Source organism: Rhizobium halophilum, from assembly GCF_021648825.1.
GTDB classification, from domain to species: domain Bacteria; phylum Pseudomonadota; class Alphaproteobacteria; order Rhizobiales; family Rhizobiaceae; genus Neorhizobium; species Neorhizobium halophilum.
The window spans coordinates 225,661-247,734 of sequence record NZ_JAKJHS010000004.1 but is presented as its reverse complement, the minus strand read 5'-3'; the positions used below and the strand labels follow the sequence as shown (position 1 = coordinate 247,734).

Genomic DNA, 22,074 nt, shown 5'->3' with positions numbered 1-22,074 from the left:
CTTTCGGGCGCTCTCCTTCTGACTCCGCTGATGGCGATCGGCGAGAGCCCGAACTTCCCTACCGAACGGACTGACCTTTCGCCGAAGGACAAGAAGCGGGTCCTCGGTGTCACGCGACCGACGCAGGACTTCTCCAAGGCCGAAAATTTCGAGACGATGCAGGGCGGGGCGGCAACCTCGAAGGCGATCGTCAACGGGGACGCCTTCTCGCATTTCTCCGCCAACATCACCTTCGCGGAAGAAGAGACCTTCAAGCTCGGCAATGCGCTGTTCCGCAAGCTTTGGGTCTCGTCGCCCTCCTCGACACAGGCCTCTGACGGGCTCGGCCCACTGTTCAATGCCCGCGCCTGCCAGAGCTGCCACCTGAAGGACGGGCGCGGCCATCCGCCCGAAGGCATGGCTGACAACACCTCCATGTTCCTGCGGCTGGCACGCGATGCGCGGGATGCGAAGGAGCAGGAGATTCTCGCCCGCCACGAGGCGCTGAACTTCCCCGACGTTACCTATGGCAAGCAGCTCCAGGAACTGGCCGTTCCGGGCCTCGCGTCGGAAGGCACGATGAAGATCGCCTATAAAGAGGTGCCGGTCACCCTCGGCGACGGTGAAATCGTGTCGCTGCGCAAGCCGACCTATTCCGTCGAAGGCTTGAACTATGGTGCGCTGGAGCCGGACGTCACGCTGTCGCCGCGGGTAGCTCCCCCGATGATCGGCATGGGCATGATCCAGGCAATCCATGAAGCGGACATCCTGGCGAAGGCCGATCCCCACGATGCCGACGGCGATGGGATCTCCGGCAAGGCTTCGCTCGTGCGGGATCACCGCACCCGAGAACTGAAACTCGGGCGCTTCGGCTACAAGGCTGAAAATGCCACCGTCCGCGACCAGTCGGCATCGGCCTTCGTCGGCGACATGGGCATATCCAATCCGGATGCACCCTTCGACCAGGGCGACTGCACGAGCAGCCAGCAGGGCTGCCTCGACCGCCCGACAGGCGTGCAGGAGCGCCTCGGCGAAACGGAAGCGCCCGACCCGGTGCTCGAACTCGTAACCTTCTATTCGGAGAACCTTGCGGTGCCTGCCCGCCGCGATCCCGGCGACGTCAAGGTGCTGAAGGGCAAGGAGCTATTCTACCAGTCGGGCTGCGTCTCCTGCCACACGCCGAAATTCGTCACGCGTCGCGATGCGGAAAACAAAGCGCATGCCTTCCAGCTGATCTGGCCCTATTCCGATTTCCTGCTGCACGACATGGGCGAAGGACTGGCGGATGGCCAGCGGGTTGGCGTGGCGGACGGCCGGGAATGGCGAACGCAGCCGCTCTGGGGCATCGGCCTCACCGAAACCGTCAACGAGCACACCTTCTTCCTGCACGACGGCCGCGCCCGCAATCTCACCGAAGCCATCCTCTGGCACGGGGGCGAGGCTCAGGCGGCGCGCGACGCCTTCGCCTCGCTCGATCGGGACGACCGCACCGCCCTCATCGCATTCCTGGAGTCGCTGTAATGCTGAAAATCCTGATCAGTGCGAGCCTTGCCGCCATCCTGACATCCGCTACAGCCTATGCGCAGGAAGAGACGCTGCTGCCGGAAACGCCGGAGGATGCCGAGATCCACAGCGTGATCGTCAAGGCCGTCGACGACTTCATCCGGCCTGGCTACCGGGATGTCCACGCAAGCGCCGGCGCCCTGGCGCAGGAGATGGATGCCCTCTGCGAAAAACCGTCCGACGCGGCACTTGCGGAAGCACGAGAAGCCTTCGCGGCGGCGGCCAAGGCCTGGGCGAAGATCGAGATCGTCCGCACCGGACCGGCAATCGAAGAAAACCGCTTCGAACGGATCCTGTTCTATCCCGACCGCAAGAGCACCGGGCTGAAGCAGGTGCAAGGACTGCTGGCGAAGCCGGACGAAAGCGTGACTGCACCCGGCGGGCTGTCCGGAAAGAGCGTCGCAATCCAGGGCTTCGGTGCCTTGGAGTTCGTCCTCGCGGGAACCGGCTCGGAAGAAATGGCCGAGGCGCCTGCCACCTTCCGCTGCCACTATGGTCGCGCCGTTGCCCACAATATCGAGCAGGTCGCTGCGGAACTGGAGCGGCTGTGGGAAGACCCGGAAGGCATCCAGCAGGACTGGAAGGAGCCTGGACCGGACAACCCGCTGTTTCGCACTCAACAGGAAGCACTGACGGCGCTGCTCGGCATCCTCGTCCATGGCGCCGAGATGGTGCGCGACCAGCAGATCGAGACCTTCTACAAGGGCGAAGACAGTGTTGCCTTTCCAAAGCAGGCGATCTTCTGGCGCTCGGGAAACACCTGGACAATGGTGGAAGGCAACCTGCAGGGCCTGCGGGATCTTCTTCACGTGTCAGACATGGTCACGCTCTTGCCGGAGGACCAGAGCTCCATCGTGGCGTCCGCCGACTTCGTGTTGAAGTCTATGCTGCGCGTCAGCGCAGAGTTGGACAGTGACATCGAGGCGGCGGTAGCTGACGAAGGGCAGCGCCAGAAGCTCGACTTCCTGCTCCTCAACGGGCGTGACCTGATCACCCGGCTCAACGACCACTACGGAGGCGCGATTGGGCTAACCTCCGGCTTCTCCTTTTCCGACGGAGACTGATCATGACCTGGCGGAGCGGATTGATCGACCGCCGCAGCTTCATGAAGGCCGCCGGCATCACCTTTGCGGCGGCACTCTCGCCGCAATCACTGCGGGCTCTCGAGCAGACGGATGCCGTCTATGCGTCCGGCTTTCGCGGCGCAGATGGCTCGTTCGGCATCGCGACCGTCTCCGAGCGCGGCGAGATCGTCGACCGGGTCGCCCTACCCGCCCGCGCCCATGGCATGGCGCTTTGTCCCTCCTCCGGCCATGTCGTCGCCTTTGCCCGTCGCCCCGGTACGTTTGCGATGATCTTCCGTGCCGACCGAACCGCTGAACCCATTATGATCGCGGCACCGGAAGGCCGGCACTTCTACGGCCATGGCGCCTTTTCGCCAGAAGGTCGCTTTCTCTATGCCAGCGAAAACGACTTCGAGGGCAATCGCGGCATGATCGGCCTCTACCATGCCAGCGACCGCTTCACCCGGATCGGCGAGTTCGACGCGCATGGGATCGGCACGCACGACATGACCGTCTCCGACGACGGAGCGATGCTCGTCGTTGCCAATGGCGGCATCGAGACCCATCCGGACTTCGGCCGCACCAAGCTTAACACCGACCGCATGGAGCCGTCGCTTGTGCTTCTCGATGCCAGAGATGGGCGCCTGATCCAGAAGCACACTCTGCCTTCAACGTTGCGGCAGCTTTCCACCCGGCACCTTGCCGTCGGCGACGATGAGCAGGTGTGGTTTGCGGGCCAATGGGAAGGCGCGCGGAATGCCTCTCCGCCGCTGGTCGGTTATCTGAGGCGCGGCGATGATATCTCGCTCGTGACCTTGCCGGAGCGGGTGACGGAGGGGCTGGCAAACTATGTCGGCGCGATCGCCGTCAACCGCCGCGAAGGGATCGTCGGCCTCACCTCTCCCAAGGGCGGCTCAGCCGTGACGCTCGATGCCAGGACCGGAGAGGTCCTGCGCGAGGAGCGGATCACGGATGCCGCCGGGGTGGCTCCGGCTGCGGAAGGCATCGCCGTCTCCTCCTACCGGGGACGCTTCAACGACACCCTGAGCGACGTCGCTTGGGACCAGCACATCATCCGCCTGGCATAGCAGGCTGGAAGGTGGGCGCGCCTGCGCTAGATTGAACGACATGAAACGCACTCTCACCTATATCCTCTTCATCGTCCTCGTCGTCGGATTCGGGGCGCTAAGCGGCATCAGCAACATGCCGGGCGAGTGGTACCAGACACTGGAGAAACCGTTCTTCCAGCCGCCGCCTTGGCTCTTCGGCCCAGTCTGGACGACACTCTACGTGCTGATTGCCATTGCCGGGGCCAAAACCTGGCTTGCCGCTCCAGCCTCGGGCCGCATGCAGGTCTGGTTTGCACAGATGGCTCTCAACTTCCTCTGGTCTCCCGCCTTCTTCGGCGCCGAGAGCTCCATCCTCGGCCTCATCGTCATCGTGCCGCTGCTTGTCGCGATCATCCTCTTCATCAGGATGAGTTGGAGCCCGGACCGTGTCAGCGCATGGCTGTTTCTGCCCTATCTCGCCTGGGTCGGCTTCGCCACGCTACTCAACCTGTCGATCGTCTTGCTGAACTGACCGCCGCAGGCAGTTGCCGAAGGGCGGCACACGTGCCAGTTTCGCACCCGCGAACACGGGTACCGAGATGACTGATGACAGCGACTTTGGTGAGCGGATCCGGCAAAGCTTCGGCCGGCAGGGCACGATGGCGATGATCGGGGCTGAGCTCACCCGCATCGAGCCGGCCATGGTGGAGATCGAGGTACCGTTCGATCCGAAGCTGACGCAGCAGCACGGGCTTCTCCATGCCGGCATTATCTCGGCAGCCTCGGAAACCGCCTGCACCTATGCCGCCTATGCCAAGGTCAATCCTGACGTCTCGCTTCTGACGATAGAATTCAAGGTCAACCTGATGTCGCCCGGACGCGGCGAGCGCTTCCTTTTTCGCGGCGAGATCACCAAGCCTGGCTCCACCATCATCGTCGCCGATGGGCGCGCCTATGCCATCTCGGACGGCCCAGCCAAGCTGATCGCTTCGATGACCAGTACGATGATGGTCATCCGAGGTCGGGAGGACATCGTCGGATGACATTCGAACTGAAGCAGGCAGGTGGCAGATCGATCCTCTTCGTCATGGCTGTCGATGCCGAATATGGCGCGCACCTGCGCCGGCGGATCGTTCCCCTGATGACGGGCGTCGGCCCAGTCGAAGCAGCCGTCGTCCTCACGTATGCGCTGACGAGACTGGAAGCGGACGCGTCGCTGCCGGATCTTGTCGTCTCTCTCGGATCCGCCGGCTCGCGCAGCCTTGAGCAGACGGAGGTCTATCAGGTATCGTCCGTCGCCTACCGGGACATGGACGCCTCGCCGCTCGGTTTCGAAAAGGGCCGCACGCCGTTCCTCGATCACCCGGCGGTCATCACCCTGCGCCATCGTATCCCGGAGGTACCGGCGGCCTCGCTGTCGACCGGCGCCAACATCGTCTCCGGCGCCGCTTACGATCTGATCGAGGCAGACATGGTGGACATGGAAACCTTCGCCGTGCTCCGCAGCTGCCAGTTGTTCCGCCTACCGCTCATCGGACTGCGCGGCATCTCCGACGGCAAGGAAGAGCTGAAGCATGTCGGCAGCTGGACGGAATACCTGCACGTCATCGACCAGAAGCTCGCGCATTGCGTCGATGAGCTTCTCACTGCGCTGGAAAGCGGGGAATTGGCCCTTTGACGCAGTTGCACAAGGCCCGAGTTTTCACTAAAGGCTCGATATGACCCAGATAGCCCATCCCGACAGCATCCTCATCATCGATTTCGGCAGCCAGGTGACGCAGCTGATCGCGCGCCGCATCCGCGAAGCCGGTGTCTATTGCGAGATCCACCCGTTCCAGAACGCCGCCGGCGCGTTTGAGAAGATGCAGCCGAAGGGCGTGATCTTTTCCGGCGGTCCGGCATCCGTCACGGCTGAAGGCAGCCCGCGGGCGCCGCAAGCGGTCTTCGACTCCGGCGTGCCGATCCTCGGGATCTGCTACGGCCAGCAGACGCTCTGCACCCAGCTTGGCGGCGTGGTCGAGGGCGGCCACGCGGCGGAATTCGGCCGTGCCGACCTGGAAGTGAAGGCGGCAAGCCCGCTGTTCGACGGCTTCTGGGACGTCGGCGGACGCTATCCGGTCTGGATGAGCCACGGCGACCGGGTCACCAAACTTCCCGAGGGCTTCGAAGTCATTGCGACATCGGAGAACGCACCCTTTGCCATCGCCGCAGACGAGAGCCGCCGCTACTACACCACCATGTTCCATCCGGAAGTGGTCCACACGCCGGATGGCGCCAAGCTGCTTTCCAACTTCGTGCACAAGATCGTCGGCCTGAAGTCAGACTGGACGATGGCCGCCTATCGCGCGGAGATGATCCGCAAGATCAAGGAGCAGGTCGGCCCCGAGCGCGTCATCTGCGGCCTGTCGGGCGGCGTCGACTCCTCCGTCGCGGCCGTGCTGATCCACGAGGCGATCGGCGACCAGCTGACCTGCATCTATGTCGACCACGGCCTAATGCGCCAGGGCGAGAGTGAGCAGGTCGTCGGGATGTTCCGCGACAACTACAATATCCCGCTCGTCCACGTGGACGCATCGGACCTGTTCCTCACCGAACTGGCCGGCGTCACCGACCCCGAGATCAAGCGCAAGACGATCGGCCGCCTGTTCATCGAGGTCTTCGATGCCGAAGCCACAAAGATCGCCGAAGACGGCAAGGGTGCGCCGAAATTCCTCGCGCAGGGTACGCTCTATCCTGACGTCATCGAAAGCGTCTCCTTCTCCGGCGGTCCTTCCGTCACCATCAAGAGCCATCACAATGTCGGCGGCCTGCCCGAGCGCATGAACATGCAGCTGGTCGAACCGCTGCGGGAGCTCTTCAAGGACGAGGTGCGTGCGCTCGGCCGCGAACTCGGCCTGCCGGAAAGCTTCATCGGCCGCCACCCCTTCCCTGGCCCAGGCCTCGCGATCCGTTGCCCCGGCGCAGTGACCCGCGAAAAGCTCGACATCCTGCGCAAGGCCGATGCCATCTATCTCGACGAAATCCGCAAGGCCGGCCTCTACGACACCATCTGGCAAGCCTTTGCCGTGCTCCTGCCGGTGCAGACCGTCGGTGTCATGGGAGACTACCGCACCTACGATTTCGTCTGCGCGCTGCGCGCGGTCACCTCGGTCGACGGCATGACAGCGGACTTCTACCCCTACGATATGAACTTCCTCGGCCGCACCGCCACCCGCATCATCAACGAGGTGCGCGGCATCAACCGCGTCGTCTATGATGTGACGTCGAAGCCCCCGGGCACGATCGAGTGGGAATAAAGGGTAAGCGGCGGCATCATGCATCTTGTTCAGATCCTGCTGCCGACCACCGACGCCTCCGGCTCACCCTTTGCACCCGAGCTTTTCGCGTCCGTTCGTGAAGAACTGACCCGCACATTCGGCGGGATGACCTTTCACCGCAGCGCTCCGGCCGAAGGCCTTTGGCTGAGCGATGCCGGGGTGGAGCGAGATGCCATTGTCACGGCTGAGGTCATGGTGAACGAGATCGACCACCAAAGGTGGGCAAACATGCGGAAGGATTTGGAAGCGCGCTTCAATCAGGATGTGATCGTTATCCGCGCGCTTCCGATTACCCGTCTCTAGCACCCGCTAGAACGCAAAGGCCTGCTGCGCCGGATCGGTGGGACCAAGCCGAACACCCTCCAGTTCCAGCATGCGCATCTTGGTCTCCAAGCCGCCGGAGGCCGAGAAGCCGCCAAACTTGCCGCCGGCAGCCAAGACGCGGTGGCAGGGGATGATTAGCGGCACCGGATTGTTGGCCATCGCCTGGCCGACCCGTCGCGCCGCTTCCGGACCTGCGCCAAGCTCCTTCGCCAGATCGCCGTAGGTCGTGGTCTTGCCCCAGCCCACCCGGCGAAGTGCCGAATAGATCCCGCGGAAGAACGCGTCCTGGTCGGCGATATCCAGGGCCAGATCGGAGAACTCAATCGGGATGCCGCCGAAGTATCGGCACACGGCCCCGATGACCCTGCTGACTTCGGGCGCCGGGCTGCCGGAGGACGCCTGAGGCAGGCGGCGCAACATGAGGCGCTCCGTTGCCTCGGCACTTTTCGTCGGGAGCTGGAACCGGCTGACGCCCCCGTTGCTCCAGGCAATCGCGCAGAAGCCGGCCGGCGTCTCGAATACATGATAGCGGTGCACTGTCATGCGGTGATCCTCCGTTCTTCGGGAGAATCGTTCCATCTGTAGCCATTTTCAACCCGCTTCTTGCAGGCTGAAGATCCTAGACGCGGATCGCCAGTCTCAACCCGCCCCAGTGGCGGCCGTTGACGGTGATCGGGGCGGAGATGTCCTTCATCAGCACGAATTGTCCGCCACCCATGTCACGCCGATAGGTCTGCAGCAGGAAGGGCTCGGTGTTGCGCCCGGCCGACAACCCGACCCGGTCATTGAAGATGCGGCGGTTGCGGCAGTTTGCGGTATTCCAGTCCACATCGCCGGGGCGCCGGGGCTGCGAGAACTTGCGATTGTGGGTGGGCAGGTAACCGTTCTCGTCAACGGCGGCGCAGAAAGCGATCCGCTCGTCGCTCGACGCAGCCTTCTCCTGGATGGCGGGCAAGACGGTGTCCATGAATTCGGTGAAGCGGGTCATGTACTGCACCGGATCGCTGCCCTTGATTGGCTGATACTGCCGGTCGAACAGGGCGTTCATGTCGATGCGTCCCGACCTGAGCCCGGCTTCGAACGCAGAAGAGACCTCGGCGGCAACCGCCATGGCCGCACGGATGTAGGGCGTATCCGGGGTTTCGGTACCCGCGCTCGCGGTCGCCTGGATGATGCGTTCGGAAATCGCAACCACCTCTCCCACGCGGACAGAGGTGTCCTGCAGCTTTTCGTTCGACTTCAAGATCGCCGTTGCCGCCGTAGCGATCGATCCCGCAAACTCGCTACATTGGCGATCGACCACTTCAGTCGTCGACGCCAGCGAGGAAGCGCTGTCGAGGATCTGCGACATCACGTCCTCAACATCCTTGAAGGAGCCCTGGACGTCTTTGGCCGTACTTTTCACCCCTTCGGCGGAGACACGAGCACCCTCGCCGGCGGCGACCAATCGGTCAACGCGGCCTGCAAGCGTCTCGAGGGTTGTCTGGATCGAACTGGTGGTTTGCGACGTCTGCAGCGACAGAGCACGCACTTCCGCCGCGACCACGGCAAAACCTTTGCCTGCATCGCCAGCACGTGCCGCTTCGATCGCGGCATTGAGCGCGAGAAGATTGGTCTGGCGCGCAATTGTCCCAATCGCATCGGCGAGGCGGCCGACATCAGCGAGCGCGGTGGAGAACGACTTGGTCTCTTCGCCGATTTCCTGGGAAGCCGTTACCATGTGATCGATGGCGGCGACGGAGCCGTTCAGTTGCTGCGACTGTTCGCCGAGAACCTGCCGGGCACTGGCAGCCAGTTTGTCGGTTTCGCCGAGCGAACGGGCAACCTCTGCATTTGCGTCCGCAATGGCTTCGGCAGCCTGGGTGAGGCGGGAAAGCAGGGCCGCATGTTCTGAAGACTGAGCGGCGGTGTCTTGGATGGTGCCGGCAATGTCCACGAGGTGGAGGCCAAGATCGGAGGCTTCGAGGGCAAGCTTTCCGACGGACGCCTGAAGCGCCTGTGGATCAGCCACCGGAACCTCCGGCAGCACATCATCTTCGAGACTCTGAGCAATCGCAGCCACCGCACCACCTCCCCACTATCTGGAGATGATGCGATGACAGGGTTAACAAAACGTGTCGCTGCGCAAAACTTAGGCGGTTCCGATCAGATCTGGTCGAACGCCTTCGGATCGATGCCGAGGGTGGCAAGATCACGCCTCGCAGGCCTGCGGCCGTTTTCAACGGCGCTAGACGCGTTTACCGCAGCACCGAACACTGCGAAGGCGCGACCGATGAAGCCAGTGGAAAGACGCGTACGGGGGATCGACATGATGTGCTCCTTGGTTAAGCCCAATGTGGGCCCGCACCTGGATCCTCACAACGGCCAAGGACGCAGCCAAGCCATGCCAAAAGCGCATGACCCAATCTGATCCATGTCAATGCTTGCGGACCCGGCGTCAGCCTTGGTATCGGTTCGGCCTATTGCGGAGGACATCGCATGGCCACGACGATCTACGGCATCAAGAACTGCGACACGATGAAGAAGGCGAGGAACTGGCTCGACGAGCGCGGCATCGGTTACAGCTTTCACGACTACAAGGCCGTGGGTGTCGATCGCACCCAATTGGAGCGTTGGTGCGATGCAGCGGGATGGGAAACCGTGATCAACCGCGCCGGCACGACCTTCCGCAAACTGGACGACGGCCTGAAGGCAGATCTCAATCGCGAGAAGGCAATTACGTTGATGCTGGATCAGCCTTCGATGATCAAGCGCCCGGTGCTGGAGGCCGAGGGCAAGATCCTTCTTGGCTTCAAGCCAGAGCTCTACGCATCGCATTTTGCGTGAGCGCGCAATGAGCAAGACGACGCGGGCGACACAAATACTGACGAAGGTAAGGATCGCCTTCACGACCGTGACCTACGACTATGACCCGTCCGCCGACCGGATCGGCATTCAGGCCGCGGAGGCGATTGGCGAAGCGCCGCACCGCGTTCTCAAGACATTGATGGCAGAAGTGGACGGCAAGCCCGTCTGCGTGGTCGTGCCGTCCGACCGGGAGGTCAGCATGAAGAAGCTGGCCGCGGCCTTTTCGGGAAAATCTGCTCAGATGATGAAGCCGGCGGACGCAGAGCGCATTACCGGCTACCATGTCGGCGGCATCAGCCCGTTCGGCCAGCGCAAGACGGTGCCGACAGCCATCGAGGAAACTGTGCTCGGCGAGACGCATGTCTACATCAACGGCGGCCAGCGCGGCCTGCAGGTCAGGCTGTCGCCGCGGGATGCGCAGGCAACGCTAAATGCTGTTACGGCATCTCTTGTGGCAGACTGACTTCAAACCCTTCAGGTGACGCCTTATCTCCTTTGCACATTCAGCAAACAGGACAGTGACACGATGAACATCCAGACCGAGATCAAAAGCGCCGTCGACCCGATCAAGCTAGAGAAGCTGGCAGAGGTGGCGGTCAAGGTCGGCCTTCAGCTGCAGGCGGGCCAGGACCTCGTCATCACGGCACCCATTGCGGCCCTGCCGCTGGTACGGCTCATCACGCGCCACGCCTACCTGGCTGGCGCTGGTCTCGTTACCACCTTCTATGCCGACGAGGAGGCGACGCTGGCGCGCTACGCCCACGCCCCGGACGAGAGCTTCGACCGCGCCTCCGGCTGGCTCTATGAGGGCATGGCGAAGGCCTACGCCGATGGCGCTGCTCGCCTGGCAATCGCCGGCGACAACCCGATGCTGCTGGCCGGTCAGGACCCGGCAAAGGTGGCGCGCGCCAACAAGGCGAATTCCACGGCCTACAAGCCGGCCCTGGAGAAGATCTCCAACTTCGACATCAACTGGAACATCGTCTCCTATCCAAACCCGTCCTGGGCCAAGGTGGTCTTTCCTGATCTGCCGGAGGAGGAGGCAGTCCGCAAACTCGCCGATGCCATCTTCGCGGCCTCCCGCGTCGACGTCGCCGATCCCGTGGCTGCCTGGGCGGAGCACAACACCAACCTGAGAAAGCGGTCGAGCTGGCTCAACGGCGAGCGGTTCGCGGCGCTCCACTTTACCGGTCCCGGGACCGACCTAACGGTTGGTCTCGCCGATGGTCACGAGTGGCACGGTGGTGCATCGACGGCCAAGAACGGCGTCACCTGCAACCCCAATATCCCGACGGAAGAAGTCTTCACCACGCCACACGCGCTGAAGGTGGAGGGCCACGTCTCCTCGACGAAGCCGCTGTCGCACCAGGGCACGCTGATCGACGAGATCCAGGTTCGGTTCGAGGGTGGGCGCATCGTTGAGGCCAAGGCCGCCAAGGGCGAAGCCGTCCTCAACAAGGTACTCGACACAGACGAGGGTGCCCGGCGTCTCGGCGAAGTTGCGCTCGTGCCGCACTCTTCGCCGATCTCCAAAAGCGGCATCCTGTTCTACAACACGCTCTTCGATGAGAACGCCTCCTGCCACATCGCGCTTGGCCAGTGCTACTCCAAGTGCTTCCTGGACGGTGCATCGCTCAGCCAGGAGCAGATCGCGGCGCAGGGCGGCAATTCCAGCCTCATCCACATCGACTGGATGATCGGCTCCGACAGGATCGACATCGACGGCATCAAGCCGGACGGCACGCGCGTGCCTGTCATGCGCAAGGGCGAATGGGCTTAGGGTCTATACAGAAGCACCTATACAAGCTCGACCGGAGCGATGGCTAGATCGACGAGGGTAACCAACTCTAGAACAAGCTGCCCTGCTTAGGGGGGTCGGCGGGCGGTACGGACTTCCGTGCCGTTCGCTTGCGAACAGGAGGCTCTTCTGAGACCGAAAAGTCGGCTGGTCTCTGTGAGGCCTCACCCCCAGCCTGCGCCTCAACCCGTCCGTCGGAAAACTCGATCGCCAGAGCCTGACCTGCGGCAATACCGGCCGCGCGCGTAAGCGGCTTATCAGTGGCGTCCCGGATCACGGCATAACCGCGCTTCAGCACGTTCTTGTAGGACAGCGAGTTGAGCATCCGCTCCTGCGAGGCGACGGCCGCCCTGTTTCTCGCCAGGCTGTGTGCGACCGCCGTATCGGCATGACGGATCAGCGATGAAACCCGCTGGCGCTCACGCTGCAGCTGCGAGTTCAGCCGCGCTGGCAGCGCCGACAAGGATGTCGCCGCCCGCGCCACGCGATTATGCTCCTTCAGCATGTGCCGCTCGAGGCAGCGCTCCTTGCGCAGGATCTGTTCGCCGACGAAACGACGGCGTTCGGCGATGCGGTTGGTCAGGAGGTCGAGGCGAAGGCCGGCCGTCGCCTGCTCCAGACTGCGGCGCTTGACGACCGTCGTCCGCTCCAGCCCGCGTCCCAGACCCGCGGCCGCCTCGTCGAACCGGCGGCGCGGCAGCGCCAGCAACTGGTCGAGCGAGGGAAGTGCCCGCACCAGCGCGCGCACCGCTTGGCGCCGGTGCTCCATCTGGCGGCTTGCGCAGCCGCTGAGCCGCGCGGCAAGGCTTACCACCTGCGCCTCGAGCTCGGCCCTGACCGGCACCGCCATCTCGGCAGCGCCCGTGGGGGTCGGCGCGCGCATGTCGGCGGCATGGTCGATCAGCGTCCAGTCCGTCTCGTGCCCCACCGCGGAAATCAGCGGGATCCGGCTTTCGGCTGCGGCACGCACGACGATCTCGTCGTTGAAGCTCCAGAGATCCTCCAGGCTTCCGCCGCCGCGGGCAACGATCAGGACATCCGGCCGGGCGATCCCCTCCCCTTCGAGCGCATTGAAGCCGCGGATCGCAGCCGCCACCTCCTCGCCGGAGCCTTCGCCCTGGACCTTCACCGGCCAGACGACGACATGGACCGGGAAGCGGTCAGTAATGCGGTGCAGGATGTCGCGAATGACCGCCCCGGTCGGCGAGGTGACGACGCCGATCACGCGCGGCAGGAAGGGCAGTGGTCGTTTGCGCGCCTGATCGAACAGGCCCTCCTCCGCCAGCCGCCGCCGTCGTTCTTCGAGCAGTGCCATCAGTGCACCGGCGCCAGCGGGCTCCAGCGTCTCGATGACGATCTGATACTTCGAAGACCCCGGGAAGGTCGTCACTTTGCCGGTGGCGATCACCTCCATACCTTCTTCCGGGCGGAACTTGATGCGCGGGAAGGTGCCTTTCCAGATAACCGCATCAATGCGTGCGCGATCGTCCTTGAGGCAGAAATAGGCATGCCCCGAGGAATGCTGCCCGCGGTAACCGGAGATTTCGCCGCGTACCCGAACATGGTCGAACGCCGTCTCCATCGTCCGCTTGATCGATCCGGACAGTTCGGAGACTGATAGCTCGAGGAGATTGCTTGCAGTATTCTTGGCGGCCAAGGTGTTCATGTCATCCTTTTACAGGAAGCTCGCCGCCATTTCACCTCCTCACGGCACAGATGATGAGGATGATCTCACCGCAAGGTCTCTCAGGCAGCAGCAGGGACTTCCGGCAGCACGACGCAGATCGTCAGTTCTTTTTCAAACTCTCTGTCACTCGATAGAAGGTGAACCCATCTTGCGAGCTTCCAAGCGGCTGCAGATAGGGAGGAACCTCGCCGCGAGCCAATGCCGCGTATAAACCATCCGGCTTCATCCGGATCAGTGACTGTGTCTGCGGATCGTTTTTGCAGAAGGCAATGAAAGAGACACCGGCGCCACTGAGGAAAGCCTCGGCCTCGTCAGGTGGGGCTAACCCTATATGCAGCTCCGTCAGCATGCCGCCTTGGTTGCGGTGATAGGGAGCCGCAAGAACCCTGTGTTTCGTGAACCGGAGGATTTCGGCGCCGCTGTTCGAGGGACCTGCGACCACTCCCGTCTCCTGCGCCGCCAGGACGCGCAAGCTGTCAGTTGCTGAACACTCACCCCGCTCCGGCCGTGCCCCAGAGTCTTGAGTAATGGTCTCCATTCCCATCGTGTCCTCTGTCCCCTTCGCGATCAGGGCGCCCGAGAGGGCCCAGACAGCCGGCACCGACACCAGCACCGTCACGACATAGGCAAAGGCCGCATTGGGGCTTTCCGGATCAGCCTGTGAGCCCAAACGCAGATCGGCGATCAGGAGCGACAGCGGCAAGATCGCGAGCAAGTTGACGAAGAAGAAGCCGCGAACCTGAAGCAGTGCGATCATCCAGCTGACGGCGAGCAGCAACAGCAGGACGAGATGCGCCTCCGGTTTTTCGCCTTGCACCACCTGGAAAAGGCAGACGGAGATGGCGAAGAAGCCCACCGCGTAGTAGCCACCTAAGGTGTGCGGCTCACTTCGCAGCAGGTCAGAGAAGGACTGGGCCTCCGTCACCGCCTCCAACCACAGCGTCACCAGCATCGGATCGAGGTCGCTCAGCGGGCTGCCCAGACATTGCGGCGCAATGATGCGAGCGGTGAAGAAGACCGCTGTTGCGATGACGGCAGCGGCTGCCAACCGGCTGCGAATGGAGTGGATCCGAGGAACGGCGGTCGCAACCGCCAGCAGGCCGCCGCCCGTCGCCGACAGGGCATAGAAGCCGAGAGAGAGATTGTCGCAGGTTACCGTGGTGTAGTGGCTTGGCGGAACCGTCAGAAAGAACATCGCAGAGATCATAAGGGCAAAGGCGAGGCCAAAGGCGCGCGCGGCGCGCGCTGCAACCTGCCCCTGCCAGATCCATCGGGCTGCAACACCGACACAGGCGGCCGCGACAAACGGCACTGTTTCTGCTCCGACCGCTACTGCCAAGGCGGCGGCTATACCGGCGATGACGTGACTGGTCACACGGCGCTCCGGGTCGATGAGCATGGCCGCGATCCATGCCGCCAGAACCAGCTGGACGTTGTGGTGATCGATGGATCCCGGATGGAACCGTATGTTCGTAAAAGCGAAGAGGCTGGAGAGCCCAAGCGCGACATGCATCGCGGCAGGTCCCGCCAAACGCATCGCAGAAAGTCCGATCGGGTAGAGCAAAAGCGGAATGAGCAGCAGGGGCCAGATCGTCAACACAATGGACTCGGCTTGCTCCTGCGGCAGGAAAGTTGCACCGATGCCGAGGAAAACAGCAAGCGGAAGATCGACCAGCCGCGACCAGTGCATCAGCGTGCCGTCGCCCAGTCCGAGTCGGTACTGCCTCAGATCGAACCAGCCTTGCCCGGCAAGAAGATCTCTTACCTGCACGAGGCGCATCACATCGTCATTGTCTGCGCCGACATAATCCTCCGCCGCCGGGAGGAACATCGCCAGCATGATCGCAATGGTGACCAGCGCGTAGATGCAGGCCAATCGTCCGGGACGATCCGACCGAGATGTTCGTACAGGTTGGGCTCGATGTTCGTAGGCAGCCGCGGCGGGTGTCATCTAGCTCTCGGCTCTCGCTTCGCTTGAAGCGGAAACCTAGCTTTAACCTTCCCAAGAAATAGTAAAGCCAGCAGCGCGGCATCGCCCCGTGCCGGTCTTCTGAACGTAGCGAGTGAACATGACGACTGCCGGCTCCTTCGACATCGCCGTCCTCCTGCCCTGTTACAATGAAGCGGCGACGATCGCCGAGGTCGTGCACCGCTTCCGCGAGGCGCTGCCTTCGGCGCGCATTTATGTCTACGACAACAACTCTACCGACGGCACTGCCCTCAAGGCCATGCTCGCCGGCGCGCAGGTGGTGCGAGAACGCCGGCAAGGAAAAGGCCACGTCGTACGCCGGATGTTCGCCGACATCGATGCCGACATTTATCTAATGGCGGACGGCGACGGAACATACGCTCCTTCAGACGCGGAAGATCTCATCCGGACATTGGTCACAGAGCGAGCGGATATGGTCGTCGGAACCCGTCGCGGCGTCCGGGAGGACGCCGGCCGCCATGGCCACGCCTTCGGCAACCGCGTCTTCAACCGCCTCTACCGGATGATCTTCGGTCGCGACTTCAGCGACATTTTCTCCGGCTACCGCGCCTTCTCCCGACGCTTCGTGAAGAGCTTCCCGGCGGTATCCGGGGGCTTTGAAATCGAGACGGAGATGTCGGTGCACGCCTCGCGGCTTAAACTGCCGGTCAGCGAGATCGAGCTGCATTACGGCCGTCGGCCGGACGGGTCCCACTCTAAGCTCTCGACGTTCCGTGACGGCGGGAAGATCCTCTGGATGTTCGCAATGCTGATGAAAGAGACGCGCCCGTTCGCCTTCTTCGGCATCATCAGCGCGGCGATCATGGCCGCCAGCCTCGGATTCATGCTGCCGGTTCTGGCAGAATATTTCCAGACCGGCCTCGTCGACCGCCTGCCGACCTGGGTACTCTCCATGGCGCTGATGATGGTGTCGCTCCTCATCTTGACCTGCGGGCTGATCCTTGATTCCGTATCTCGCGCACGAAACGAGCAACTGCGGCTGCACTATATGGCGATGCCGGCGGACCTTGCTTCGAAGGAATGGCACTTGGTCGCACCAGACCAAGCGACGTTGAAGCGTGACAGGATCAACGCGGCATGAACCGCGAAACCACCAACCGCATCCGGTTCGTGATCGAGGACCTTCTGCCGCCCATACTCAGGGATTCCCGCGTATTCCTCTGGTTGGCCAAGCGGGTCTGGGGCGAACACGTATCCGATCTTGCGAGCTTTCGAGCCCGCGCCCCGTTTCTGACGGCGGACGAGTATGAGACGCTCTACCGCAACCACCCACGCGTCCACGCCGGAACAGATAATTCCGCGGCCTGCATCCGTTATATCAAAGAGGCGGTCGCGGGAACCAGCATCTGCGACGTCGGGTGCGGCACCGGCGCCCTGCTCAGGCATATCCAAGCGGCGAACCCGGACCTCACACGCCTCGTGGGTGTGGATTTTGTCGTGGAGGATGCGGCGGCGATCCCCGGCGTTGAATATGTCGCTGCCAAGATCGAAAGCCTTCCGTTCAAGGACGGGGAGTTCGACACCGTCGTCTGCACGCATGTGATCGAACATGTGCTGGAGTATCAGGCCGCCATCGCAGAGCTGCGGCGCATCGCGAAGACGCGGCTAATCATCGTCGTTCCGCGCGAACGGGAATACCGCTACACCTTCAACCCGCATTTCAACTTCTTCCCCTACACGCACTCCTTCCTGCGAGCCGTTCACCCGGTACCGGAGGTCCATGTGTGCAAGGAGATCGGCCGCGACATCTTCTATTGCGAAGATCGGACGAACTAGGAGGTGGCCATGCCCGCTACAGTTTCCCCCGCAACATGGATCGGACTCCTTGGCACCCCTTTGCTCATTGCAATGGGCCAGGTGCTTTTCAAGATGACCAGTTCGACGACGGGTGATCTCACGGTGCGCGGGCTTTTCGCCCTCGCGGCCAATCCGCTGCTTTTGGCAGCACTTCTGGTGTATGGGTTCGGCACCATCGTATGGATCTATGTGCTGAAGTCTGTGCCGCTGACGCTGGCCTATTCCTTCATGGGATTGACTTTTTGCTTCGTGCCACTCCTTGCCCAGCTGTTTCTGGGCGAGCCCCTTACCCTGCGCTACGCCGTCGGCACAGCGCTGATCTTCGCAGGTCTTCTGGCGATCAACAGCTGAGCAAATCCATGGCAAACGGCCCTCGTCTCCTGCTGCTTCTGGCGGTGCTGGTTCTGGCAGACGCTGCCATTCTGGAGATCTTGTTATCAACAGCACAGGCCGGCGCGGCGGTGGATCGGCTGGTGTCGATGGCAGGCGGCATGGCAGCCGCCTGGCTTTGGGGCAAGTCTTTGCCTGTGCCGCCAGAGCAACGCACTCCCGCCGGGACCTGGCCGCTCGCCATCGTCGCGCTCTGCCTCAGCTACGGCATCTTCACCGCCTTCACCGCCTACGCCCCGCACATCCAGCCGCTGGCTCATCTTGCCCTTTCCTGGTTTGGCGCGGGCCTGTTTGGAGCTTTCGGCTGGTGGCGACTGAAGTCTTGGCGGGACGACCGCTAGACCTTCTCCCACCCGTCATGCTCGCTGGCGCGGTAGATGGCGTCGATGAACTGCTGGTTCTTCAACGAGTTTTCCAGCGAGACCACGTCAGCCGTTTCACCGGCGGCGGCACGAGCGAAGGCTTCGGCCTGGCGGCGGTACTGGCGGCTGTCCTGAAAGCGGAAGATCTGCGATTCTGTGTGCTTCTGGTTGGTGAGCTCGACTTCCTCGGCGCCCCAGCGATCGGCGTTGAACGGCGACTTGACCTCGATGAAGCCCTCCGTGCCGTGGAAGACCATCACCTGCCGGTTGGCCATCTGGGTGGCGATGTAGAAGCTCATCTCGAAGTCGCCGAAGTCGGCCTTGACGCTCGAATAGATGTCCGTGCCGAAGTCCGGGTCGCGCTCCGTCACCGCCTGAACACGCTTTGGCTCAAGCCCTGTGACGAAGCGCGTGGTGATCGTGGGATAAACGCCGATATCCGGCAGCGCGCCACCGCCGAGCTCGGGGATGTTGCGCATGTTGTTGGCATCCCGGTTGAAGTAGGTGAAGGCCCCCTGCACGTGGCGCAATTTGCCGATTGCGCCCGCGGCCAGCAGTTCGCGCACCTTCAGCCAGACCGGTGCATAGGTCACCATGAAGGCTTCCGCGATCAGCACCTTGTTGCGGTCGCGGGCGGCAATCACAGTCTCGATCTCTTCGGCCTTCAGCGCGATGGGCTTTTCGCAGAGCACGTGCTTGCCGGCATCGGCGGCCTTGATCGACCATTCCACGTGCTGGCTCGTCGGCAGCGGAATGTAGACGGTATCGATCACGTCGGAGGCAAGCATCTCCTCATAGGAGCCGAACGCGTGCGGCACGGAGAAACGATCGGCCATGGCGCGTGCGCGGGGCAGATCCCGGCTGGCGACCGCGGTTACCACGCAGTTTTCCGCGTCCTGGATTGCCGGAACGACAGCATCCTTACCGATCTTCGCCGTCGACAGAATTCCGAAGCGCAACATGGTTCTCTCTCCCTTACCTGAATCGCAGCGCACCATAGGGTCGAGCAATCGCCGATGCAACGCAGAGCGGTTAACGTCCCAGCTCCGTGCGATCATGCTTTGACAGAAACCGCCAGTGCCATACATTCCAGGATATCGGCATTCGCCGCAGCAATCTCTGGAGATCCCATGCAGAAGCGTCCTCTCGGCCGTACCGGCCTTTCCGTCGCGCCGATCGTTTTCGGCGGCAATGTCTTCGGCTGGACGGCAGACGAGAAGACGTCCTTCGACCTGCTCGACCGGTTCTTCGATGCCGGTTTCAACACGATCGACACCGCCGACGTTTATTCCGCCTGGGTCGACGGACATGAGGGTGGCGAGAGCGAGACCGTCATCGGCAAGTGGCTGAAGCGCGGCACCGTCCCGCGTGACAAGGCCATCATCGTGTCGAAGGTCGGCTACGACAACAGGGGCAAGAAGACCGGCTTGTCGGCAAAATGGATCGCGGAAGCGGCAGACGCTTCCCTGAAGCGGCTCGGGACCGATTACGTCGACCTCTATCTCGCCCACCAGCCCGACGACGCGGTGCCGCATGAGGAAACGCTGGCTGCTTTCGACAGGCTGAAGCAGGCGGGCAAGGTGCGGGCGATCGGCTGCTCGAACTTCGATGCGGCCCAGCTCCAGGAGAGCCTGGATGTTGCCGCCAAAACAGGTCTGCCGCGCTACGATGTCGTGCAGCCGGAATACAATCTCTACAGCCGCGCCAAATTCGAAGGACCGCTCGCGGACCTCTGCACCCGCGAAGAAATCGGCGTTATCAGCTATTACGCACTGGCTGCCGGCTTCCTGACCGGCAAGTACCGCAGCAAGGAAGACACCGAAGGCTCCTCGCGCGCCTATCGCGTCGGCGACTATCTCAACGACAAGGGCTTCCGCATCCTCGCGGCCCTCGACGAGATCGCGGTTGAAACCGATGCGGAGCCGGCAAGCATTGCGCTTGCCTGGCTGATGCGCAAGCCGGCGCTGACGGCACCGATTGCCAGCGCGACAAAGGTGTCGCAGCTGGAAACGATGATCGCGGCCGCGGATCTTTCGCTTTCGGACGACCAGATGAAGCTTCTGGACGAGGCCGGAGCGTAAGCCATGACTGACGTATCTGATGTCACCGTCCGCGCAGCAAAGCCTCAGGACGAGGCGGCCTGGCGAACGCTCTGGGCTGACTATCTGACCTTCTACGAGCTCACGCTCGACCCGGCGACCACTGATGCCACGTGGCGTAAGGCGATGAACGACCAGTCGGCGATCTTCATGCGGGTGGCCGAGCTCGATGGCCGGGTGGTTGGCTTCACCCTCTCGCTGACCCACGAAGGAACCTGGATCAAAAACCTCGACTGCTATCTTGAGGACCTTTTTGTCGATGCATCCGTCCGCGGGCGGGGCGTCGGGCGGGCCCTGCTCGACGACCTCGTGGGCCTTTGCAAGAAAAATGGCTGGTCCCGCCTCTACTGGCATACCGCCGAAGACAACAGGACGGCCCGCAAACTCTACGACAGCTACGTCAAGACCGACGGCCACATCCGCTACCGCATCGAATTCTAGCCGAGGAGCATGTCATGAAGACGAGACAGCTTGGACCGCATCTCACCGTTTCCGCCATCGGGCTCGGCTGCATGGGCATGAGCCACGCCTATGGCGGCCAGGAAGAGGCCGACGCCACCCGTACCCTTCACCGGGCGGTCGAACTCGGCGTCAACTTCTTCGATACGGCGGAGGTCTATGGTCCCTTCGCCAACGAGATCCTCGTCGGTAAGGGGCTGAAGCCCTTCCGCGACAAGGTGATGATCGCGACGAAGTTCGGCTTCACCATCGGCGACGAAGCAAAGTCCGCCCGTCCTTCCGGCACCGACAGCCGCCCGGAGCATGTGCGCGAGGTGGCGGAAGCCTCGCTGAAGCGGCTCGGCGTCGACGTGATCGATCTCTTCTACCAGCACCGGGTCGATCCGGACGTGCCGATCGAGGAGACGGTCGGTGCGCTCGCGGAGCTCGTGAAGGAAGGAAAGGTGCGGGCAATCGGTCTCTCCGAAGCGAGCGCCGCGACGCTGCGCCGGGCGCATGCCGTGCATCCGATCTCCGCGCTGCAGAGCGAATACTCGCTATGGACGCGCGATCCTGAAGGCGCCATCCTCGACACCTGCCGGGAGCTCGGCATCGGCTTTGTCCCCTTCTCGCCTCTCGGCCGCGGCTTCCTCACCGGCAAGGTGCAGAAGCCGGAGGATTTCGGCGCCGATGATTTCCGCACGACCATCCCTCGCTTCACCGCCGAAAACATGGCCGCCAACGCGTCGCTGGTGAAGCTTCTGGAGGAGATGGCCGAGCAGAAGGGCGTCACCGCCGCACAGCTGGCGCTGGCCTGGGTTCTGCATCGCGGCGACTTCATCGTGCCGATCCCCGGCGCCCGGAAGATCCCGCACCTGGAGCAGAACATCGCCGCCACAGAGATCGATCTCACCGACGAAGAGGTCAGAACGCTGGGCGAGCTTCTTTCGCCGGAGAAGTTTTCCGGCAAGCGCTATTCCGACGCCGTCGCTGCCATGACCAACCGGTAACCCGCGCGGCCGGACCTCGCGTTCAGCAGGCCGGCCGGGCACAAAACGCGCTGCTCGTTGTTCTGTCTCCGAAACAGGAGGCAGACCATGGACGACGATAGGAAGATCAGCAACGGCGCGAACGGCCGCCCGCGTAACGAGACGATCGCGCAATCGGGCGCCGGCATCCCCGACGACACCAGTCGTCCGCTGGAGGCGGACGATGCGGAGGTGGATCGGGTTCGCGACAACCTCACCGGCCGCAGCCCGCGCCAGCAGCTCAAGGAAGAGGTGCGCGAAGAGATCGAGAAGCCGCAACGCGGCTCTGCATGAACAGCTCTTGGCCGTTCCGCCCTCACCCGGCGGAACGGTTTTCAGTCT

At 63.0% G+C, this 22,074-nt stretch carries 25 protein-coding genes; 19 read left to right on the top strand and 6 right to left on the bottom strand.

Features of this window, described 5'->3' with window-relative positions; genetic code table 11:
• The first annotated feature begins 30 nt into the window (after nt 1–30).
• The 8 genes from LXM96_RS10700 to LXM96_RS10665 all read left to right on the top strand — a co-directional run bounded on the left by LXM96_RS10700 (nt 31) and on the right by LXM96_RS10665 (nt 7,275).
• Nucleotides 31–1,500, top strand: coding sequence for a di-heme oxidoreductase family protein (locus LXM96_RS10700; RefSeq protein WP_239998578.1), 1,470 nt, complete (start codon nt 31–33; stop codon nt 1,498–1,500).
• Nucleotides 1,500–2,606, top strand: a complete 1,107-nt coding sequence (locus tag LXM96_RS10695) for an imelysin family protein (protein ID WP_239998454.1) — start codon at nt 1,500–1,502, stop codon at nt 2,604–2,606. The genes LXM96_RS10700 and LXM96_RS10695 overlap by 1 nt, the downstream gene beginning before the upstream one ends.
• 2 nt (nt 2,607–2,608) lie before the next feature.
• Nucleotides 2,609–3,694 carry a DUF1513 domain-containing protein gene (locus LXM96_RS10690; protein ID WP_239998453.1) on the top strand — a complete coding sequence of 362 codons (1,086 nt, stop codon included), beginning with the start codon at nt 2,609–2,611 and terminating at the stop codon, nt 3,692–3,694.
• 40 nt (nt 3,695–3,734) lie between these two features.
• Nucleotides 3,735–4,187: a TspO/MBR family protein gene (locus LXM96_RS10685; RefSeq protein WP_239998452.1), complete on the top strand. Its 453-nt coding sequence runs from the start codon at nt 3,735–3,737 to the stop codon at nt 4,185–4,187.
• Between the two features lie 67 nt (nt 4,188–4,254).
• Nucleotides 4,255–4,698, top strand: a complete 444-nt coding sequence (locus LXM96_RS10680) for a PaaI family thioesterase (protein ID WP_239998451.1) — start codon at nt 4,255–4,257, stop codon at nt 4,696–4,698.
• A complete protein-coding gene (locus tag LXM96_RS10675) occupies nt 4,695–5,333 on the top strand; it encodes a 5'-methylthioadenosine/S-adenosylhomocysteine nucleosidase (protein ID WP_239998450.1) in 639 nt (212 codons plus the stop codon). Before LXM96_RS10680 ends, LXM96_RS10675 begins: the two co-directional genes overlap by 4 nt.
• 40 nt (nt 5,334–5,373) lie before the next feature.
• Nucleotides 5,374–6,951: a glutamine-hydrolyzing GMP synthase gene (guaA, locus tag LXM96_RS10670; RefSeq protein ID WP_239998449.1), complete on the top strand. Its 1,578-nt coding sequence runs from the start codon at nt 5,374–5,376 to the stop codon at nt 6,949–6,951.
• Between the two features lie 18 nt (nt 6,952–6,969).
• Nucleotides 6,970–7,275, top strand: coding sequence for a hypothetical protein (locus tag LXM96_RS10665; RefSeq protein WP_239998448.1), 306 nt, complete (start codon nt 6,970–6,972; stop codon nt 7,273–7,275).
• Nucleotides 7,276–7,281: 6 nt separating this feature from the next.
• Here LXM96_RS10665 and LXM96_RS10660 read toward each other — a convergent pair whose 3' ends face one another.
• The 3 genes from LXM96_RS10660 to LXM96_RS10650 form a co-directional block, all read right to left on the bottom strand.
• Nucleotides 7,282–7,839 carry a methylated-DNA--[protein]-cysteine S-methyltransferase gene (locus LXM96_RS10660; RefSeq protein ID WP_239998447.1) on the bottom strand — a complete coding sequence of 186 codons (558 nt, stop codon included), beginning with the start codon at nt 7,837–7,839 and terminating at the stop codon, nt 7,282–7,284.
• Nucleotides 7,840–7,915: 76 nt separating this feature from the next.
• Entirely contained in the window at nt 7,916–9,358 is a 1,443-nt protein-coding gene (locus LXM96_RS10655) for a methyl-accepting chemotaxis protein (protein WP_317208214.1), read from the bottom strand.
• A gap of 83 nt (nt 9,359–9,441) precedes the next feature.
• A complete protein-coding gene (locus tag LXM96_RS10650; RefSeq protein WP_239998446.1) occupies nt 9,442–9,606 on the bottom strand; it encodes a hypothetical protein in 165 nt (54 codons plus the stop codon).
• 168 nt (nt 9,607–9,774) lie between these two features.
• On the opposite strand from LXM96_RS10650, the gene LXM96_RS10645 reads away from it, so the two are divergent.
• The 3 genes from LXM96_RS10645 (at nt 9,775) to LXM96_RS10635 (ending at nt 11,923) form a co-directional block, all read left to right on the top strand.
• Nucleotides 9,775–10,122, top strand: coding sequence for an ArsC family reductase (locus tag LXM96_RS10645; RefSeq protein ID WP_239998445.1), 348 nt, complete (start codon nt 9,775–9,777; stop codon nt 10,120–10,122).
• Nucleotides 10,123–10,129: 7 nt separating this feature from the next.
• On the top strand, nt 10,130–10,606 hold the full coding sequence (gene ybaK / locus LXM96_RS10640; protein WP_239998444.1) for a Cys-tRNA(Pro) deacylase: 477 nt from the start codon (nt 10,130–10,132) through the stop codon (nt 10,604–10,606).
• 63 nt (nt 10,607–10,669) lie between these two features.
• On the top strand, nt 10,670–11,923 hold the full coding sequence (locus LXM96_RS10635; protein ID WP_239998443.1) for an aminopeptidase: 1,254 nt from the start codon (nt 10,670–10,672) through the stop codon (nt 11,921–11,923).
• 67 nt (nt 11,924–11,990) lie between these two features.
• Here the strand turns inward: LXM96_RS10635 and xseA are convergent, their stop codons facing one another.
• Nucleotides 11,991–13,607, bottom strand: a complete 1,617-nt coding sequence (gene xseA / locus LXM96_RS10630) for an exodeoxyribonuclease VII large subunit (RefSeq protein WP_239998442.1) — start codon at nt 13,605–13,607, stop codon at nt 11,991–11,993.
• Between the two features lie 121 nt (nt 13,608–13,728).
• Nucleotides 13,729–15,504 (bottom strand): hypothetical protein, encoded by a 1,776-nt coding sequence (locus tag LXM96_RS10625; protein WP_239998441.1) that lies wholly within the window; start codon nt 15,502–15,504, stop codon nt 13,729–13,731.
• 193 nt (nt 15,505–15,697) lie between these two features.
• Between LXM96_RS10625 and LXM96_RS10620 the strand changes: the two genes are divergently transcribed.
• The 4 genes from LXM96_RS10620 to LXM96_RS10605 are packed head-to-tail and all read left to right on the top strand — an operon-like array spanning nt 15,698 to nt 18,146.
• Complete coding sequence (locus LXM96_RS10620; protein ID WP_239998440.1) at nt 15,698–16,699, top strand: glycosyltransferase; 1,002 nt, start codon at nt 15,698–15,700, stop codon at nt 16,697–16,699.
• Complete coding sequence (locus tag LXM96_RS10615) at nt 16,696–17,394, top strand: class I SAM-dependent methyltransferase (RefSeq protein WP_239998439.1); 699 nt, start codon at nt 16,696–16,698, stop codon at nt 17,392–17,394. Before LXM96_RS10620 ends, LXM96_RS10615 begins: the two co-directional genes overlap by 4 nt.
• Nucleotides 17,395–17,403: 9 nt before the next feature.
• Nucleotides 17,404–17,766 carry an EamA family transporter gene (locus LXM96_RS10610; RefSeq protein ID WP_239998438.1) on the top strand — a complete coding sequence of 121 codons (363 nt, stop codon included), beginning with the start codon at nt 17,404–17,406 and terminating at the stop codon, nt 17,764–17,766.
• Nucleotides 17,767–17,774: 8 nt separating this feature from the next.
• Nucleotides 17,775–18,146, top strand: a complete 372-nt coding sequence (locus LXM96_RS10605) for a hypothetical protein (protein WP_239998437.1) — start codon at nt 17,775–17,777, stop codon at nt 18,144–18,146.
• Here the strand turns inward: LXM96_RS10605 and LXM96_RS10600 are convergent.
• Nucleotides 18,143–19,129 carry a Gfo/Idh/MocA family protein gene (locus LXM96_RS10600; RefSeq protein WP_239998436.1) on the bottom strand — a complete coding sequence of 329 codons (987 nt, stop codon included), beginning with the start codon at nt 19,127–19,129 and terminating at the stop codon, nt 18,143–18,145. The two genes, LXM96_RS10605 and LXM96_RS10600, sit on opposite strands and share 4 nt — an antisense overlap.
• A 168-nt stretch (nt 19,130–19,297) precedes the next feature.
• Between LXM96_RS10600 and LXM96_RS10595 the strand changes: the two genes are divergently transcribed.
• The 4 genes from LXM96_RS10595 to LXM96_RS10580 all read left to right on the top strand — a co-directional run bounded on the left by LXM96_RS10595 (nt 19,298) and on the right by LXM96_RS10580 (nt 22,026).
• Entirely contained in the window at nt 19,298–20,248 is a 951-nt protein-coding gene (locus LXM96_RS10595) for an aldo/keto reductase (protein WP_239998435.1), read from the top strand.
• Between the two features lie 3 nt (nt 20,249–20,251).
• Nucleotides 20,252–20,707 carry a GNAT family N-acetyltransferase gene (locus LXM96_RS10590; RefSeq protein ID WP_239998434.1) on the top strand — a complete coding sequence of 152 codons (456 nt, stop codon included), beginning with the start codon at nt 20,252–20,254 and terminating at the stop codon, nt 20,705–20,707.
• A 14-nt stretch (nt 20,708–20,721) separates the two neighbouring features.
• Nucleotides 20,722–21,714, top strand: a complete 993-nt coding sequence (locus LXM96_RS10585) for an aldo/keto reductase (RefSeq protein ID WP_239998433.1) — start codon at nt 20,722–20,724, stop codon at nt 21,712–21,714.
• Between the two features lie 87 nt (nt 21,715–21,801).
• Nucleotides 21,802–22,026, top strand: a complete 225-nt coding sequence (locus LXM96_RS10580) for a hypothetical protein (protein WP_239998432.1) — start codon at nt 21,802–21,804, stop codon at nt 22,024–22,026.
• Nucleotides 22,027–22,074 lie beyond the last annotated feature (48 nt).